Consider the following 17,347-nt stretch of genomic DNA (forward strand, 5'->3'; position numbering starts at 1 on the left):
GGAAGGAGCGCGCGTGCCACCACGCAAGCGAGCCGACGCCGTGCGCAACGAGCAGACGCTGCTCGTTGCCGCGGCCGAGGTGTTCGTCAGGTCGGGCGTCGACGCGCCGATCCGCGAGATCGCCGCCGAGGCCGGAGTCGGCATGGGCACGATCTACCGCCACTTCCCCACCCGCGCGGACCTCGTCGTCGCCGTCTACCGGCACCAGGTCGAGGCCTGCGCGGAGGCCGGCCCCGCCCTGCTGTCCACAGAGGACTCCCCCGCCGCCGCGCTGCGCAAGTGGATCGACCTGTTCGTGGACTTCCTGGTGACCAAGCACGGGCTCGCCGGCGCGATGCAGTCGGACACCAGCGGCTTCGCGTCGTTGCACGCGTACTTCCTCGACCGGCTCGGACCGGTGTGCGGCTCGCTGCTCGACGCGGCGGCCGACGCCGGCGAGATCCGCGCCGACGTGCGGCCGTTCGAGTTGATGCGCGGGATCGGCAACCTGTGCATCGGACGGGACGACGACCCGCGCTACGACCCGCGGCGGCTGATCAGCCTGCTACTGGACGGGCTTTCCGTCCAGAAGTGACCGGGCGGCCACCGCCGCCCCGTCGGTGCGGATCATGTCCGCCACGGTGGCGGCGCGGACGCGGGTTTCAGGATCCAGCGCCGTCGTGAGCGCGGCCGACAGCGATTCGAAGGACGGCACCGGTCCGTCGTGTGCCGCGCCGATGCCCAGTTCGGCCACCCGGCGGGCCCAGAACGGCTGGTCCACGATCTGCGGCACCACCACCTGCGGCGCACCGGCGCGAGCCGCGGTCGTCGTGGTGCCCCCGCCGCCGTGGTGGACGACGGCGGCCACGCGGCGGAACAACGCCTGCTGGTTGACCTCGCCGACGACGAAGCAGTCGTCGCTCTCGTCGATCTGGGCCAGGCCTGCCCAGCCTCGCGCCAGGAGCACCCGGCGCCCCTGCGCGCGGACGGCGTCGACGACGACCTGGCCGATGTCCGCCGAGGCGTGCATGGGCATGCTGCCGAACCCGACGTACACCGGTGGCTCGCCGGCGTCGAGGAAGGTGACCAGTTCGGGCGCGAGCGGGCGTTCGTCCGGCAGGATCCACGCGCCGGTCTGCTCGACCTCCAGGTTCGTCAGCTCCGGCACCGGCCAGAGCAGCGGATCCGCCGCCAGCAGCAACGTGCCGGAGTAGACGTGGTCGCGGACGTTGTCCACCGGTGGCATGCCGAGCTCCGCCCGGTGGGTGTTCAACGCCGGGCGGTACATCGCGTTCACGTTCTCCGCGTCGATGTCCCACAGCACCCGGTTGTCCGTCTCGTCCGGCGGCAAGAGCCTGCCCGGCCGTTGCGACGGCTTGCGGTGCGGCGACGGCAGCGAGATGTCGTGGAACGACGCGAGCACGTACCGCAGGCCCAGGTGCTCGGCCACCGACCGCGCGCCCGCGGGCATCAGCCCGCTGGCCACCAGCACGTCAGCGCCTTCGGCCGCGGCGGCGACCGGGCCGAACCACTCGCCGACCAGCGCGGCCGCGACGGTCGCGGGATCCGGCCGCGCACTCGTCACCAGTTCACGCACCGACTGTCCGAACGCGACGAACGGCACACCGTGGGCGTCCAGCCTGGACACGAACTCCTCGTCCGGCGGTACGCACACCACCGCCTCCGCACCGAGTTCCCGCACCGCCACCGCCAGCGCGATCAGCGGTTCGACATCTCCGCGCGACCCGAAACCTGCAAGAACAACACGCACTTCGAGACTCCCCAGTTCGCCCGGTTTCCGGCTACGGCGGGGAATTCTGGGTGACCAACGGGGTCTTGCCGCAAGTCCCCCTGTGCGCTATATGTTGAAGTGGGAAGACCCCCGGATGCGGATCCGGGGGTCTTCCGTTGTTCCGGACTGGTTTTCCCGGGACTAGTTGAGAGCGACCTCCAGGATCCTGGTGTCGCTGTTGCCCGCGGTGGAGTCCTTGTCCCCGTTGGAGGTCGTGGCGCCGACCGGGAAGGTCTTCTTCGGTGCCACAGAACTTCGGTGCGCGGGACGCCGGTCAGCAGCGTCGTCCAGCCGGTGAAGGAGTGCGGTGGCCAGGACGCCGGTTCTCGCCGGCGACCGCCGTGAACGGGATGCCACAGGAGCCTCCCACTTTCGTCGTGCTGACGATGACGCCGTTCATCGAGCAGATCGATGCGTGCTGGCACCGCTGCTCGTGATCGCCCTCCGTTTCGTGAATCCGGCTCAGCTCGTGACCCGCCTCGACGACCGGCTCGACACCTGACCCGTCATGATTGGTTCAACCGGCTGGGGAGGGTGAGGTACAAGTGGCAGTCACGATCCGCGACGTGGCACGCAGGGCACACGTGTCGGTCGCCACCGTTTCGCGTGCGCTGACGTCCCCGGAGCTCGTGCGCCCGGAGACCAGGACACGCGTGCTGGCTGCCGCGACCGAGCTCGGCTACCAGCCCAACAGGGCGGCTCGCGGGCTGATCACGGGCAAGACGGGCAACATCGGCATCGTCGTGCCGGACCTCGACAACCCGTTCTTCACCGGCGTGCTCAAGGCCGTGCAGGCACGGGCGATGCAGGCCGACTACGCGGTGTTCGTGGCGGACAGCGACGAGGACCCGGTCGCCGAGGCCAAGCTCGTGCACGCGATGGCGAAACAGGTCGACGGCGTCGTGCTGTGCGCGCCGGGCCTCGAGGACTCGCAGGTCTACGAGGTGGCGGGTGCGACGTCGCTGGTGCTGCTGAACCGGCGCCTGCCCGGCGTGCCCGCCGCGTTGATGGACTCGGCGGGAGGCATGCACGCCGTCATCGACCACCTCGTCGCGCTGGGGCACCACCGCGTCGCCTACCTCAACGGGCCGCGCACCTCGTGGTCCAACCAGGAGCGTCGCCGCGGCCTGATGAAGGCGGTGGCGAAGCACGGGGTCGACCTGGTCGACCTGGGACCGTTCGCACCGCGCTACGAGGGCGGACTGCAGGCGGCGGACCTGGCCGTCGCGGCCGGCACGACGGCGATCGTCGCCTACAACGACATCATGGCGCTGGGCGTGCTGGCCCGGCTGCGCGACCGCGGCATCTCCGTGCCGGGCGACGTGTCCGTGACGGGGTTCGACGACCTCACCTACGCCTCGCTGTGCTCGCCCGCGCTGACAACGGTGTCGATGCCCGTGGCGCAGGCGGGACGCACGGCCGTGAACCTCCTGCTGGACTGGCTGGACTCGGACCACACCGACGTGCCGCAGATCGTGGCGGAGACGCAGCTGATCGTGCGCGGGACCACGACGCCACCGAAACGCTGACACGATCCCGATCGGTCGCCGGCGCGACCACAAAGGACGGAGATGCAAGGCGGCCCCGGCTGGGCGTCTGGGGGGAGTACGCCTTGAGCCGGGGCCGCGAAGCGGCTGGGCCCGAGGGGGGAGGGGGCCTAGCGCCGCTTGGTGTCCCACTCTGCCCTGACTGCGCCGAAACCGCCAGGGTGGATGTACCTGTTTTTGGATTTCTCGTACGTACGGGTTACTCGTAGAGCCCTTCGTACAACCCAGAGTGAAGGCGGTGTACAACGTTGCGTTTGACCTTCAACGTCGGCGTGAGCTCACCTTCCTCCTGGGACAGATCGCGGGTGAGCAGCACGAACTTCTTCACTTGGGAAACACTGGCGAAGTGCGAGTTCGCTTCGTCGACAACTTCCTGCACGAGCGTTCGCACTTCTGGGTGACCCACCAAAGATTCGATGTCGGACGGCAAGCCACGAGCCTTCGCCCACGGCACGATCTCGTCCGCGTCGAGTGTGAGCAGTGCCACACAGTACGGCCTGCGATCGCCGAACAGCACGGCGTGGGAGATCCAGCGGGACTGGCGCAGCACGTTCTCCACGTTCGCCGGCGCGATGTTCTTGCCGCCCGCGGTGATGATGATGTCCTTCTTGCGCCCCGTGATCGTCACGAAACCGTCCGCGTCGATCTCGCCCAGGTCGCCGGTGTGCAGCCAGCCGTCCCGCAGCGTCTCGGCCGTGGCCTCCTCGTTGCGCCAGTAGCCCGCGAAGACGTGCGGGCCGCGCATCAGCAGTTCGCCGTCCTCCCCCACCGACATCTCGAGGCCCGCCACCCCGGACGCGCCGACCGAGCCGAGCCTGAAGCGGTCCAGCGTGTTGATCGTGCCGACCGCGGTGGACTCGGTCATGCCGTAGCCCTCCAGCACCGGTACCCCGGCCGCGTGGAAGAACCGCAGCACCTCGGGCGAGATCGGCGCGGCACCGGACAGGGCCTGCACGAGCCGGCCGCCGAACACCGCGCGCACGTTGGCGAACAACACGTCGACCTGCTCGAACGCGGCCGCCATCTCCGCAGGCACCGGTTCGCCCGCCGCCCGCCTGCGCCGGACCTCCAGGCCGAGCGCCACGGCCTGCGCGAGCTGTTCCGGGGGAATGCTCGACGTGACGAACGTGTAGATCTTCTCGAAGATGCGCGGCACGGACGGCAGGAAGGTCGGCCGGACCTCGGCCAGTTCCGGCACGATGGCCTTCATGTCGCCGCCGAAGTAGGCGAGCGCCCCGCCGCGGTACATCGTGCCGAACATGATGATCTGCGCGAAGACGTGCGCGAGCGGCAGGAACAGGTAGACGACGCCGGTCATCGCGTCGATGCGGGCCTCCTCCGCGACCCGGCACAGCGCGACCCAGTTCTCGTTGGTCAGGACGCAGCCCTTGGGCGGGCCGGTCGTGCCGGAGGTGTAGATGATCAGACTCGGGTCCTCCGGCCTGATCGCGGCGCGGCGGGAGTCCAGCACGCCGGCCAGCGGCGAGGTGCGGCCGGTGTCCTGCAGTTCGGCGATCCGCGGGCGGTCACCGGCCGGGTCGATCGAGAAGACCGAGCGCAGTTCGGGGAGTTCCGAGCCGACGGACTCGACCTTGAGGCACTGCTCCTCGTTCTCGGCCACCACGATCGACGCACCGGAGTCGCCGACGACCCAGGCGATCTCCTCCGGCGCGCTCGACGGGTAGATCGGCACGACGATGCCACCGGCCGCGAGCACCGCGAGCTCGACCGCCGTCCACTCCGGACGGGTGTTCGCGAGCACGCAGACCCGCTCGCCCGCCTGCAGTCCTGCGTGGACGAACCCGGACGCGAGGTCCAGCACCACCTCGGCGACCTCGGCGTAGGTCTGCTCGCGCCACTGCCCGTCCTGCTTGAACCGCCACGCCACCGCGTCGCCGTAGGCCTGCTCCGCGAGGAACGGCAGGTCGGCTATGCGGCGGATGGCTCGCACCGCGTTCGGGCTGGTGACTCCGGCGGTCATGGCGGCTCCTAGGGCGCACTGGGTTCTTTCAGACAGGGAGGGTTCTTCAGGCGGGCACGACCTGCACGCGGGTGCCGTTGAGCACGGCGGTGCCCGAGAGCGGGTCGATGCGCAGGTCGTCGGTGAGGAGGTTGACGTTCACGCCGGCGTGCTCCGCGGCGACGGTGAGCCGCGTGCCGGGCTGGTCGTGGCCCCAGCCGTGCGGCATCGAGACGACGCCGGGCGCGATGTCCGCGGTGACCTCGACCAGCACCTCGATCTTGCCGACGCGCGAGGTGACCTGGGCGGTCCCGCCGTCGGCCAGGCCGATGCGGGTGGCGTCGCCGGGGTTGACCAGGAGCGTGCACAACGGCTTGCCCTTCACCAGCGCGGGCACGTTGTGCATCCAGGAGTTGTTGGTGCGCAGGTGCCTGCGGCCGACCAGGACCATGCCGGGCTCGGGCGTGCCGAGAGCGGCGAGCACGCGCGGCAGGTCGTCCATGATGGGCTGCGGCGTGAGTTCGATCTTGCCGGACGGCGTGCGCAGGATCTCCGGCAGGCGCGAGGTGAGCGGGCCGAGGTCGATGCCGTGCGGGTGGTCGAGCAACTGCCGCAGCGTCACCCCGTACGCGCCGGTGCGGAGTTTCAGGTCCAGCAGGCGTTCCTCGCGCGTCTTGCCCTCGGGTTCGAAGTCGGCGCCCGCCTTCTTCTTCAGGTCGGCGAGCTGGAACGCCGCGATGGCGTCGAGGTCGGCCGCCGGGCCCATGCCCGCGAGGATCGTGGTGAGGCGGAAGAAGATGTCCGTCTCGTCGACCCTGCCTTCCTCCAACGGGATCGCCGCGCGCGAGTACTTCGCGACGTTGCGCACGGAGTTGTTGAGGAACGCGATGTCGTAGTGGTCGCGGCGGGACGGCGGCGGCGTCGGCAGGACGACGTCCGCGTGCCTCGTGGTCTCGTTGAGGTACGGGTCGACGCTGACCATGAAGTCCAGTGAGGACAGCGCGGCGTTCACCCGTGCCGAGTTCGGCAGCGACAGCGCGGGGTTGCCGCCGATCGTGAACAGCGCCCGCACCTGGCCCTCGCCGGGCGTCTCGATCTCGTCGACCATCGTGACGGCGGGGTACTCCCCCATCACCTCGGGGTGGCCCTTGACCCGGCTGTGCCAGCGGCCGATGGCGAACCCCTTGCCGCTGCCGGTGCCGCGCCTGCTGTGCGCGGGCAGCGGCCACATCACGCCACCGGGCCGGTCGAGGTTGCCGGTCAGGACGTTGAGGGTGTCGACCGCCCACGACGCGACCGTGCCGAACTCGACGGTCGTCGTGCCGATCCGGCCGTACACCGCGGCGCGTCCGGCCCCGGCCAGCTGCCTCGCCAGCGCACGGATCGTGGCCGCGTCGACGCCCGTGCGCTCCTCGACGGCCTCGGGGCCGAACTCCTCGACGTGCTCCCGGATCACCGTGTGGTCCGTGACGTGCCCGGCCAGGTCGCGGAGGTTCACCAGGTCCTGCGCGAACAGCTCGTGGATCAGCGACAGCAGCAGGAACACGTCCGTGCCCGGCCTGATCACGACGTGCTGGTCGGCGGCCTGGGCGGTGCGGCTGCGGCGCGGGTCGACGACGACGAACCTGCCGCCGCGCTTCTGCAGGTCCTTGAACCGGCCCGGCGCGTCCGGGACCGTCCACAGGCTTCCGTTGGACGAGAACGGGTCCGCGCCCAGCACCAGCATGAAGTCGGTGCGGTCGATGTCGGGCACCGGGATGGAGAAGACGCCGCCGAACATGTGACCGACCTGCACGTGCTTGGGCATCTGGTCGACGGTGCTGGCGGTGAAGACGTTGCGGCTGCCCAGCGCCTTGCGCAGCGGTCCGGCGTAGAGGCCGCCGGCGAGCGAGTGGACGACCGGGTTGCCGAGGTACATCGCGACGGTGTCGCGGTCCGGGAAGTCCTTCAGGCGTTCGTCGACGTACGCGAACGCCTCCTCCCAGGTCGCCTCCTGGAACTCGTCGTCGCGCTTGATCAGCGGGGTGCTCAGGCGGTCGGGGTCGGCGTCGAGCGTGCCGAGCGAGGCGCCCTTGGGGCAGATGAAGCCCCTGCTGAACTCGTCCTCGCGGTCGCCGCGCACCTTCGTGATGCGGTCACCCTCGACCGTCAGCTCCAGCCCGCACGTCGCTTCGCAGAGCGGGCAGGTCGTGAACACGGTCCTCATGGGTCCCCTCACACAGCTTGTTACCAACGGGTACTAGTCGCCTGCCCTCGAACGCAACCGCGCGGCGGAGGTCAACCCGAACAGCCCAACGACCGCCTGAGAGTCGCCGAGCATACCAGCCGGTATGTCGATTTGCACTGGTCAAAGCCTGACATGCTTACGGAACTGACCGGTACCTATCTACGGGGTGAGTCCAGGTGGGTACGCGCTGTGGCGAGCTATGGCCAACGTGTGCGCACAGGTGCAGCATGTGGCGGTGAACGCCGCATTCCGCACTGCCGCCACGATCGCCGCGGTCGCTGTCGCGTACTTCGCGACCGCGCAGGTCGGCCTCGTCCTGGCTCTCGTGAAGGGTCAGGTCACTCCGCTGTGGCTGCCGACGGGGATCGCCGTGGCGGCACTGGTGATGTCGGGCCGCAGGATCTGGCCGGGGATCACGCTCGGAGCGTTCGCCACCAACATCTCCCTGGGCTCGCCGCTGTTGGCGGCGTTGCTGATCACCGCGGGCAACACCGCCGCGCCCCTGCTGGCCTGGTACCTGTTGACCCGCTTCGGTTTCCGCCCTGCGCTCGACCGCTTGAAGGACGCGCTGCTGCTCGTGTTCGCGGGAGCCCTGGGTGCGATGTCTGTCAGCGCGCTGATCGGTGCGGCGGCGATGAAGGCCGGCGGCGTGATCCCGTGGAGTGACGTACCGGCCGTGGTGTCGGTGTGGTGGACGGGCGACGCGATGGGCGTGCTGGTGTTCACGCCGCTGCTGCTCACCGTGCCGCGCCGCTGGAAGGCCCCGCCGCGCCGCCTGGCGGAGGCGGCCGCGCTGCTGGTCATGACCGCCTTGCTCGCGTTCTTCGTGACCACGGCGGAATCGCGCCTGCTGTTCCTGGTGTTCCCGATGCTGATCTGGGCCGCCCTCCGCTTCCAGCACGCGATCGCCGCCCCGTGCGCGGTGATCATCTCCGTGGCCGCCGTGATGTCCGCGGCCAGCGGCCACTTCACCACCGGCGACCTGCTGACCACCATGATCGTGCTGCAGGCGTTCAACAGCTCGGTGGCGCTGACCGGGCTGATCCTGAGCGCCATCACCAGCGAGCGCAACGAGGCCAGGCAGGCCATCGAGCGGGCGTGCGAGCAGCTGGCCGACACCGTTGCGCGCTACCAGGAGGACGGCGGGCGTCAACGGCTCGGCCGGGTCGTGCCGCCCGGTTAGACGAGACGCCCACCGACGCAGGGGTCCCCTGAGCTGGGAACCCCTGCATCTGACCCGTGCTCACGGGGTCCGACAAGATCGTTCACACGATCAGAACGGCTTCGTCTCCGCCGCGATCTCACCGAGGACGTCGCTCAACGGCCGGGCCGACTGCACACCCAGCGCCGCCGCCTGACCAGGGGGCACGGTCTCCGCGATGTCCGTCCCGGCACAGGTCACCCGGGACGCCGGCAGGATCCCCGACACCAGGTACTTGTTGACCAGTGTGTCGACGCAGGCGTTGCGGCGCAACGAGTAGTGGCCGTGCTGGCCGTCGTTCGCCACGCTGATCAGCGGCTGGTTCAGGTGCTCCGCCATGACGCGGCCGTTGGCGAGCGGGGTCTGGGTGTCGCCGTCGGAGTTGACCACCAGGCCGGCCGGGTACTTGCGGGTGATCGCCGGGATCTTCTCCGGGCGCTGGAAGGCGCGGAACGTGCAGTTGGTCGGCGCCATGTAGTCGACGGTGCCGCCGTACGGGTTGGTGTCGCGCCAGCGCTTCATGTCGTTGTAGTAGGTGTTGACGTCGGTGAACCAGTCCCACTCGCACACCACGGCCTGGAACGTGCCCGGTGAGGTGGGTTCGATGTCGCCCTTCTTCAGGGCGGCCACGATCGCGGAGGCCTCGGCCGGGTCCGCGGCGCCCGCCTTGATCGAGGCGACGTGGCGGGAGAACGCGGCCCACGAGCGGCGGTAGCGGGTGGCGCCCACCGCGTAGTCGAAGGAGGTCACGTCCGCGTAGCCGCCGTGCGGGCCCGTCTTCAGGCGCTCGGCGATCGCGTCGAGCTCGCCTCGCACCGCGGCGGGGGTGGTGCCGAGGCCGTAGGTGCCGTTGCGGGCAGCGGTCCACTCCGTCCACTTGCGGAGGTTGTCGGTGATCGCGTCCACCACGTCGACGTCCTGCTCGTGCCACGTCTTCAGCGGGTCCAGGGCGGAGTCGAGGACGCTGCGGTCGAGGCGCGTGGGGAACATCGAGCCGTAGACGGCGCCGAGCTGCGTGCCGTAGGAGTAGCCGACGTAGGAGATCTTCTTCTCCCCCATGGCCCCGCGGATGACGTCCATGTCGCGGGCGGTGTTCATGGTCGAGATGAACCGGCGCATCTCACCGCCGCCGCGCTGGCAGTTCGCCTCGACCGCGCGGGCGTAGTCGGACCAGTTCGCGAGCTGCGAATCGGTTGGGCGCGAAGGGAACTCGTCGTCCGACGGCGTCGAGATGCACCGGATCTGCGTCGACCGGCCGACACCGCGCGGGTCCATGCCGATGACGTCGTAGATCTTCAGGACGTCGGTCTGGGCGTTGAACCAGTGCACGGCGCCGAGACCCGAACCGCCGGGGCCACCGGGGTTCGTCATCAGCACGCCTCTGCGGCGCGCCGGACCCGTCGCCTTCTTGCGCGAGAGGGCGATCTCCAGGTTGCCGTTGCCCGGGTTCTTGTAGTCCATCGGCACGACGGCGGTGGCGCACTCGACCCCCGTCGAGGGCGAGACCCAGCCCGCCGGGCACTCGGCCCAGGCGATGGTCTGCGTGTAGTACTCGTCCAGCGGTCCCGGCGCCGCCTGGGCCGTTCCCACCAGGGACATGAACAACGGAGCGACCAAAGCCGCCGCGCCCCAACGCTTCCTCACGCGCACCCCTCACGATCGTCGGCCAGCGACAGAACGCTTCCGCAGTCGCCGTCCCGGTCGACACCCCCGAAGGTCGGGTGAAATTCACCGCACCTCGCACACCTCGTAGGTCAGCGTCAGGCCGTCCAGCACCCCCTTCGCGACGGTCTGCACGCGGTTCAACCAGCGGTAGCGGTCGTCACCGGTCTCGAACAACGGCGCGGCGTACAGCGGCGCACCGAAGCCATTCGAGACGTCAACCCGCCCTGAGTAGTGCAGATACGCGCAAGCGTCGTCGTGCTTGCACAGCAACCCGTGCACCGCGCCGCGCGGACACCGCGGATGAGGTAGGAAGAGGTATGGATCCGGTCAAGGCGTTGAAGCAGGTGGCCTTCCACCTCGAACGGGCGGGCGAGCCGACCTACCGCGTCCAGGCGTTCCGCAACGCGGCCGCCGTCCTCGCCGGCCTCGACCCCGCCGACGTCGAGAAACGGGCGAGGCTCGGCACGCTCACCGACCTCAAGGGCGTGGGCAAGTCGACGGCCGGCGTCGTCGCGGACGCGCTCGCGAACCGCGAGCCGGCGTACCTGGCGAAGCTCCGGCACGTCGACATCACCGGCGGCGAGGAGATGCGCGCGAGGCTGAAGGGCGACTGCCACGTCCACTCCGACTGGTCCGACGGGGGCAGCCCGATCAGGGACATGGCCGAGGCCGCGCGCGATCTCGGCCACGAGTTCATGGTGTTGACGGACCACTCCCCGCGTCTGACCGTCGCGAATGGACTCAGCCGCGAACGGCTGGAGAAGCAGCTCGAGGTCGTCGCCGAGCTGAACGCCGAGCTGGCACCGTTCGTGGTCCTCACCGGCATCGAGGTCGACATCCTCGACGACGGCTCGCTCGACCAGGACGAAGACCTGCTGGCACGCCTCGACGTCGTGGTCGCGAGCGTCCACTCGAAACTCAAGATGCCGCGCGCCGAGATGACCCGGAGGATGGTCAACGCGGTCAGCAACCCGCACGTCGACATCCTCGGCCACTGCACGGGCCGCCTGGTCGTCGGCAAGGGCCGTCCTGAGTCCCAGTTCGACGCCGTGCGGGTCTTCGAGGCCTGCGCCGAGCACGGCACCGCGGTCGAGATCAACTCACGGCCGGAACGGCTCGATCCCCCGCGCCGGCTCCTCAGCCTGGCCGTCGACGCCGGGTGCACGTTCTCCATCGACAGCGACGCGCACGCGCCCGGCCAGCTCGACTGGCTGAACTACGGCTGTGCTCGAGCGGAGGAGTGCGGGGTCGAGCCGGAGCAGGTGATCAACACGAGAACCGCGGCTCGGCTGCTGTCCGGGTGAGGTGCTCGTACCAGGACACGAGCGGCCCGGTGTCGGCCAGCGCGCGGCTCAGCGCGACCCGGCACAGGTCCCGGACGGGCTCGGGGTCCCAGGCGGCCACCAGGTCGTCCAGCGACCCGAGTGAGCCGAGCGCGTACCGCTCCAGCCCGGCGCAGATCGGCACGACCGTCCCGTCGGCCTTCACCACGAGCGGATCGACCCGCACGAACGCCGCGGGATCGGCCTGCAGCAACGCGGCCGACGTGACGTCGAACCGCACCTCCACGGCGTCGTCCTCCGCGACCCGGTTCAGCTCCACCGCCGCGTAGACGAGATCGACCCGGTCGACGCCGTGCGGCCGCACCCGCACCTTGCGAGCGCCCTCGCCCACGGCTTCTGCGGCCAACCCGCGCAGCATCGACACGTTGCCCGGCACGAGGTCGATCAGCACCGTCACCCGGTGCCCGTCCGCGGCGTGCCCGCCCACCTCGTCCAGCGCGACCACCAGCTCGGCTCCGGGCACGACCGTGAGCCAGCGAGGGTCGCAGACCTCGACTCCCATGTTCTCAAGGAGCGGGCGGCAGCCGCGGAAATACCGGGCCCGCCCGGCACTCACCCCCTGGAGGGGTTTTCCCACCGTTCACCCAACCGCCTCCGAACGATCATTGGTGGCCGAACCACCCCGCCCCTACTCTTCGCGACGGCCCATGTCCGCCCACCACCACAAGGACAGGCATGTCACGTCGCAGGGCTCCCTTGGCCGTGCTCTCCACCGTCATCGTCACGGCGGCCACACTCACCGCCTCCACCGCAGCTCACGCTGCCACCACCACCTTCACGCCCACCGCCGACACCTACGTCGACAACGGGTCCACCGGCACGAACTACGGCACGTCCGGCCAGCTCGGCGTCGACAACTCGCCGATCAAGCGGACGTTCCTCAAGTTCACCGTCTCCGGGATCACCGGCAGCGTCAGCAACGCCAAGCTGCGCATCCACACCGACGACGTCGCCGGCGCGGAAAGCCCCAACGGCGGCACGTTCAAAGCGATGTCCAACGTCAGCTGGACCGAGACCGCGGTCACCTGGAACAACCAGCCCGCGATCGACGGCGCCACGGTCGGCTCGCTCGGCTCGGTCGTGCGCAACGCCTGGTACGAGGTCGACGTCACGAGCTACGTCACGGGCAACGGCACCTACAGCATCGGCATCACGTCGAGCAGCACGGACGGCGCCGACTACGACTCCCGCGAGTCGGGTTCCACCGCACCGCAGCTCGTCGTCACCGACGGCACGATCCCGCCTCCCGGCGACCCGGTCTGGGTCGGCGCGGGCGACATCGCCGACTCCGGTTCCGGTGACACGGCCACGGCCGCGCTGCTGGACAACATCCCGGGCACCGTCTGGACCACCGGCGACAACGTCTACCCGGACGGCACCGCGAGCCAGTTCACCACCTACTACGAGCCCACCTGGGGCCGGCACAAGGCGCGCACCAGGCCTTCGCCCGGTAACCACGACTACCACACCAGTGGCGCCACCGGTTACTACAACTACTTCGGCGCTCAGGCCGGTCCGTCGGGCCGCGGGTACTACTCCTACGACCTCGGCAACTGGCACATCGTCTCGCTGAACTCCAACATCAGCATGGCTGCGGGCAGCGCGCAGGAGCAGTGGCTGCGGCAGGACCTGGCGGCGAGCACGAAACCGTGCACGGCGGCGTACTGGCACCACCCGCTGTTCACCAGCGGCGCCAACCACGCGCCCTCGACGGCCACCAGGCCGTTGTTCCAGGCCCTGTACGACGCCAACGCCGACGTGGTGGTCTTCGGTCACAACCACCAGTACGAGCGGTTCGCCCCGCAGAACCCCGCGGGTGGGCTGGACAACTCGCGCGGCATCCGGACGTTCGTCGCGGGCATGGGCGGCGCGGGTGCCTACGGCTTCGGCACGATCAAGCCGAACAGCGAGGCCCGCAACACCGGCACCCGCGGCGTGCTGAAGCTGACGCTGCACAGCAACAGCTTCGACTGGCAGTTCGTCCCCGAGGCGGGCAAGACCTACACCGACAGCGGCACCACCAACTGCCACTGACGGACCGCTGGAGGCCGATGATGTACCTGTCCACGATCGACAAACCCAAGACGGCGAACTGGAAAGGGCTGAGCGGCAACGTCTTCGCGCTCGGCACGGTCAGCCTCATCACCGACGTCTCGTCGGAGATGGTGGCCGCGATCCTGCCGCTGTACCTGGTCATCGGCCTCCAGCTCAGTCCCGCCGCGTACGGGCTGATCGACGGCGTCTACACCGGCGCCACCACGCTGCTCAGACTCGCGGGCGGCTACCTCGCCGACCGGACGAACAAGCGCAAGGCCGTGGCGGGCTTCGGTTACGGCATCTCGGCGGTGGCCAAGCTCGGACTGCTCACCGCCGGCAACTCCCTGACCGCGCTGGGCTTCGTGATCACCGCCGACCGCGCCGGTAAGGGCCTGCGGACCGCCCCGCGCGACGCGCTGATCACCCTCTCGACGCCCAGCGGCGACCTGGGACGGGCGTTCGGCGTGCACCGGGCGATGGACGGCATCGGCGCGTTCGCCGGGCCGCTGGTCGCGATGGCCGTGCTCGCGGCCTCCGCCCAGTCGTTCGACGCCGTGTTCGTCACCAGCGCCTGCATCGCCGCGTTCGGCGTGCTGGTGCTCGTGCTCTACGTGCGGGACCGGCCGGAACCCCTGGCCCGCAAGGAACCTCTCAAACTCACGCTGCTCAGGGACCCGGCCGTCCGCAGGATCGTGCTGGCCGCGTCACTGCTCGGCCTGGTCACCATCGGCGACGGCTTCGTGTACCTGTTGCTGCAGAAGCGCGAGGGGCTGGCGTTCGGCTGGTTCCCGCTGCTCGCGGTGGGCACGAGCCTGGTGTACCTGCTGCTCGCCGCACCGCTGGGCGCGCTCGCCGACCGGATCGGCAGGCTCAAGGTCATGCTGGCCGGGTACGTCGCGCTGACCGCCGTCTACCTGCTGCTGCACGGACCGCTGGGCGGCTGGCCGCTCCTCGTGCTGATCGTGCTGCTCTACGGCGTCTTCTACGCGTGCACGGACGGCGTGCTGATGGCGCTCGCCGGCCCGGTCCTGCCGGAACGCCTGCGCACCACCGGCATCGCGCTGATCCAAAGTGGACAGGCGCTCGCCTACCTCGGCTCCTCCGTGCTGTTCGGCCTGGCCTGGCAGTTCTGGAGCCCCGAGGCCGCCACCCGGATCGCCGCCGTCGCCGTGGTCTGTGCCCTGATCGCCACCGCCGCACTGCTGGGACGCCGCTCATGAACAAGCGCCTGCTGATCACCCTGACCGCCGCCGTCCTGCTCGCAGGCGTCGCCGCCGGCTACACCGCGCTGTCCGGCGCCACACCGGACGATGCCGCGCAGTCCGTTCCGGCCGGTGCCGGGCCGCGGCTGATGGTCCTGAGCAACGGCAAGCTCTCCACGGTGTCGCGGACCGACCCGGCCGGTTCCCGGGAGGTCACCGAACAACGCTGCGACCGCGTCTACTCGGCGGCGGGCACGATCTCCTGCCTGCGGCCGGTCGGAGCGCTGAAGGCGAGCGAACTGGCCGTGCTCGACCGTGATCTGAAAGAACTCAGGACGGTCCCGCTGACCGGCTTCCCGAACCGCACGCGGGTGTCGGCCAGCGGCCGGATGGTGGCGTGGACGCTGTTCGTCGACGGGCATTCCTACGCCGCCAACGGGTTCTCCACCAGCACGGGCGTCCTGGACACGAAGACCGGCACGCTGGTGACGTCGCTGGAGGAGTTCGCGGTCGAGGGCATGCCGCAACGGCCGGTCGACACGAACTACTGGGGCGTCACGTTCACCGCCGACGACAACCGCTTCTACGCCACCATGTCCACCGGCGGCCACCGCTACCTGCTCGAGGGCGACTTCGCGGCACGCCGGGTCCGCCCGCTCACGGACCTGGACGACGTCGAGTGCCCGTCGCTCTCCCCTGACGGCACCCGCATCGCCTACAAGAAGGCGGTCGGCGGCGACCCGCAGAAGGGCTGGCGGGTGTCCGTGCTCGACCTCGAGACGCGCGCGATCACCGAACTCGCCGAGACCCGCAACGTCGACGACCAGCCGGCCTGGGTCGACGACAGGACCGTCGCGTACGGCATCCAGCGCGACGACGGCCTCAACGACGTGTGGGCGGTGCCCGCGGACGGATCGGGGACGCCCGCGGTCCTGGTGCCGGAGGCCAGCTCTCCCGCGCCGATCAGCTGACTCGGCAGGATTGGGCAAGAGCTTGGCAGCATTGATCTCCTATCGACCCTGTTCCAGCTGATCTGATGGGTCCATCGCCAGAACAGCAGAACGAACAGAAGGTAGGAACAGATGAGTGTCGAGCACGGTTTCCGCGCCACCCTCACCGCGCGGCCCGGCAAGGGCGACGAGGTCGTCGAGTTCCTGCTCGGCGCCCCGTCGCTGACCAACGACGACTGCGTGGTCTTCCTGGTCGGCCGCTCGGCGACCGACCCCGACGTCGTCCACGTGACCGAGGGCTGGACGACGGCCGAGGCCCACAGCGCGTTCTTCGCGACCGAGGAAGCCCAGGCTCTCGTCGCGAACCTCCAGACCCTGCTCGACGTCGAGTCCACGTACTCCGACGAGCTGCCCGTCGGCGGCAAGGCGGCGTTCTGATGGCCCGCCCGGCGTTCGACCCCGAGCTGAGCGCACTCCTCGCCGAGATGCCGCTGTCCACCGAGCTCACCCACGAGATGCTCCAGCAGATCCGCCAGATGCCGTCACCGCCGTTCAAGACCGACGCCGAACGGCACGACGTGACGATCGGCGAGATCACGCTGACCGTATTCCGCCCCAGGAACCTCGACCGGCCCGCGCCGTGCGTCTACTGGATCCACGGCGGCGGCATGATGATGGGCGACCGCTTCTCCCAGATCGACATCCCGTTGCAGTGGCTGGAAGAGCTCGGCGTCGTCGTGGTCACCGTCGAGCACCGGCTCGCACCCGAGGCGACCGGGACGACACTCGTCGACGACTGCTACCACGGTCTCTTGTGGACGGTCGAGAACGCGGAGGAGCTCGGCATCGGCGAGATCGTCGTGGCGGGCATCAGCGCCGGCGGCGGTCTGGCCGCCGGAGTCACCCTGATGGCCCGCGACCTGGACGGCCCGGAGATCACCGCTCAGGTGCTGATCTGCCCGATGCTGGACCACCGCAACGACTCCACGTCCAGCAGGCAGTACGCCGGCGAACCCGGCGTGTGGACGCGCGAGATGAACGAGTTCGGCTGGCGCTCGGTGCTCGGCGACCGCACGGACGTTTCCCGTTACGTGTCACCGGCTCTGGCCGAGGACCTGTCCGGGCTACCCGCCACGTACGTCGACACCGGGACGGCGGAGGTGTTCCGGGACGAGGACGTCGCCTACGCCTCGCGCATCTGGGCCGCGGGCGGTGACGCCGAACTGCACACGTGGGCCGGCGGGTTCCACGGCTTCGACGCGATCTTCCCCGGCGCCGGGCTGTCCGTTCAGGCCAGGCGCACGCGCACCGAATGGCTCGCGCGCCGGCTGGCCTGAACACCTGACCGGAAGTCCTGTCCGCGACGCCGCAACCCAGCAGCGAGCCTTCTTCACGTTGCCGGACCGCACGCGGGGCGCTTTCGTGCGGTGTGACCGCACGAAAG

General features: G+C 69.9%; 16 protein-coding genes. 10 read left to right on the forward strand and 6 right to left on the reverse strand.

Annotated elements, in window-relative coordinates; translation table 11 throughout:
- Positions 1-13: 13 nt before the first annotated feature.
- On the forward strand, positions 14-574 hold the full coding sequence (locus tag AB0M48_RS07105; protein WP_363836569.1) for a helix-turn-helix domain-containing protein: 561 nt from the start codon (positions 14-16) through the stop codon (positions 572-574).
- On the opposite strand, the gene AB0M48_RS07110 is transcribed toward AB0M48_RS07105, so the two are convergent.
- A complete protein-coding gene (locus AB0M48_RS07110) occupies positions 545-1,750 on the reverse strand; it encodes a glycosyltransferase (RefSeq protein WP_363836571.1) in 1,206 nt (401 codons plus the stop codon). The genes AB0M48_RS07105 and AB0M48_RS07110 overlap by 30 nt on opposite strands.
- Positions 1,751-2,078: 328 nt before the next feature.
- Here AB0M48_RS07110 and AB0M48_RS07115 point away from each other — a divergent pair, with 328 nt between their 5' ends.
- Positions 2,079-2,273, forward strand: a complete 195-nt coding sequence (locus AB0M48_RS07115) for a hypothetical protein (RefSeq protein WP_363836573.1) — start codon at positions 2,079-2,081, stop codon at positions 2,271-2,273.
- A 43-nt stretch (positions 2,274-2,316) separates the two neighbouring features.
- Positions 2,317-3,300 (forward strand): LacI family DNA-binding transcriptional regulator, encoded by a 984-nt coding sequence (locus AB0M48_RS07120; RefSeq protein ID WP_363836576.1) that lies wholly within the window; start codon positions 2,317-2,319, stop codon positions 3,298-3,300.
- 217 nt (positions 3,301-3,517) lie between these two features.
- On the opposite strand, the gene AB0M48_RS07125 is transcribed toward AB0M48_RS07120, so the two are convergent.
- Together AB0M48_RS07125 and AB0M48_RS07130 are read right to left on the reverse strand one after the other, a co-directional pair.
- Positions 3,518-5,299, reverse strand: a complete 1,782-nt coding sequence (locus AB0M48_RS07125; RefSeq protein ID WP_363836579.1) for an AMP-dependent synthetase/ligase — start codon at positions 5,297-5,299, stop codon at positions 3,518-3,520.
- Between the two features lie 46 nt (positions 5,300-5,345).
- Positions 5,346-7,484: a molybdopterin oxidoreductase family protein gene (locus tag AB0M48_RS07130; RefSeq protein WP_363836582.1), complete on the reverse strand. Its 2,139-nt coding sequence runs from the start codon at positions 7,482-7,484 to the stop codon at positions 5,346-5,348.
- A 256-nt stretch (positions 7,485-7,740) separates the two neighbouring features.
- Between AB0M48_RS07130 and AB0M48_RS07135 the strand changes: the two genes are divergently transcribed.
- Positions 7,741-8,688 carry an MASE1 domain-containing protein gene (locus AB0M48_RS07135; RefSeq protein WP_363836584.1) on the forward strand — a complete coding sequence of 316 codons (948 nt, stop codon included), beginning with the start codon at positions 7,741-7,743 and terminating at the stop codon, positions 8,686-8,688.
- A 90-nt stretch (positions 8,689-8,778) separates the two neighbouring features.
- On the opposite strand, the gene AB0M48_RS07140 is transcribed toward AB0M48_RS07135, so the two are convergent.
- Positions 8,779-10,350: an alpha/beta fold hydrolase gene (locus tag AB0M48_RS07140; protein ID WP_363836587.1), complete on the reverse strand. Its 1,572-nt coding sequence runs from the start codon at positions 10,348-10,350 to the stop codon at positions 8,779-8,781.
- Positions 10,351-10,434: 84 nt separating this feature from the next.
- Entirely contained in the window at positions 10,435-10,650 is a 216-nt protein-coding gene (locus AB0M48_RS07145; protein ID WP_363836590.1) for a DUF3237 family protein, read from the reverse strand.
- A gap of 38 nt (positions 10,651-10,688) precedes the next feature.
- Between AB0M48_RS07145 and AB0M48_RS07150 the strand changes: the two genes are divergently transcribed.
- Positions 10,689-11,675: a PHP domain-containing protein gene (locus tag AB0M48_RS07150; RefSeq protein WP_363836593.1), complete on the forward strand. Its 987-nt coding sequence runs from the start codon at positions 10,689-10,691 to the stop codon at positions 11,673-11,675.
- Here AB0M48_RS07150 and AB0M48_RS07155 read toward each other — a convergent pair.
- On the reverse strand, positions 11,638-12,216 hold the full coding sequence (locus AB0M48_RS07155; protein WP_363836595.1) for a hypothetical protein: 579 nt from the start codon (positions 12,214-12,216) through the stop codon (positions 11,638-11,640). The two genes, AB0M48_RS07150 and AB0M48_RS07155, sit on opposite strands and share 38 nt — an antisense overlap.
- Before the next feature lie 173 nt (positions 12,217-12,389).
- Here AB0M48_RS07155 and AB0M48_RS07160 point away from each other — a divergent pair, with 173 nt between their 5' ends.
- From AB0M48_RS07160 to AB0M48_RS07180, 5 genes are all read left to right on the forward strand, one after another.
- Positions 12,390-13,748 (forward strand): DNRLRE domain-containing protein, encoded by a 1,359-nt coding sequence (locus AB0M48_RS07160; RefSeq protein WP_363836597.1) that lies wholly within the window; start codon positions 12,390-12,392, stop codon positions 13,746-13,748.
- A 20-nt stretch (positions 13,749-13,768) separates the two neighbouring features.
- Complete coding sequence (locus AB0M48_RS07165) at positions 13,769-14,971, forward strand: MFS transporter (RefSeq protein ID WP_363836600.1); 1,203 nt, start codon at positions 13,769-13,771, stop codon at positions 14,969-14,971.
- Positions 14,968-15,924 carry a hypothetical protein gene (locus AB0M48_RS07170; RefSeq protein WP_363836602.1) on the forward strand — a complete coding sequence of 319 codons (957 nt, stop codon included), beginning with the start codon at positions 14,968-14,970 and terminating at the stop codon, positions 15,922-15,924. The genes AB0M48_RS07165 and AB0M48_RS07170 overlap by 4 nt, the downstream gene beginning before the upstream one ends.
- 111 nt (positions 15,925-16,035) lie before the next feature.
- Complete coding sequence (locus AB0M48_RS07175) at positions 16,036-16,341, forward strand: antibiotic biosynthesis monooxygenase (RefSeq protein ID WP_363836605.1); 306 nt, start codon at positions 16,036-16,038, stop codon at positions 16,339-16,341.
- Entirely contained in the window at positions 16,341-17,240 is a 900-nt protein-coding gene (locus tag AB0M48_RS07180; protein WP_363836607.1) for an alpha/beta hydrolase, read from the forward strand. Before AB0M48_RS07175 ends, AB0M48_RS07180 begins: the two co-directional genes overlap by 1 nt.
- The last annotated feature ends 107 nt before the right edge of the window (positions 17,241-17,347 follow it).

It is taken from the genome of Lentzea sp. NPDC051208 (assembly GCF_040682435.1).
In the GTDB taxonomy this organism is placed as follows: Bacteria; Actinomycetota; Actinomycetes; order Mycobacteriales; family Pseudonocardiaceae; genus Lentzea; species Lentzea kristufekii.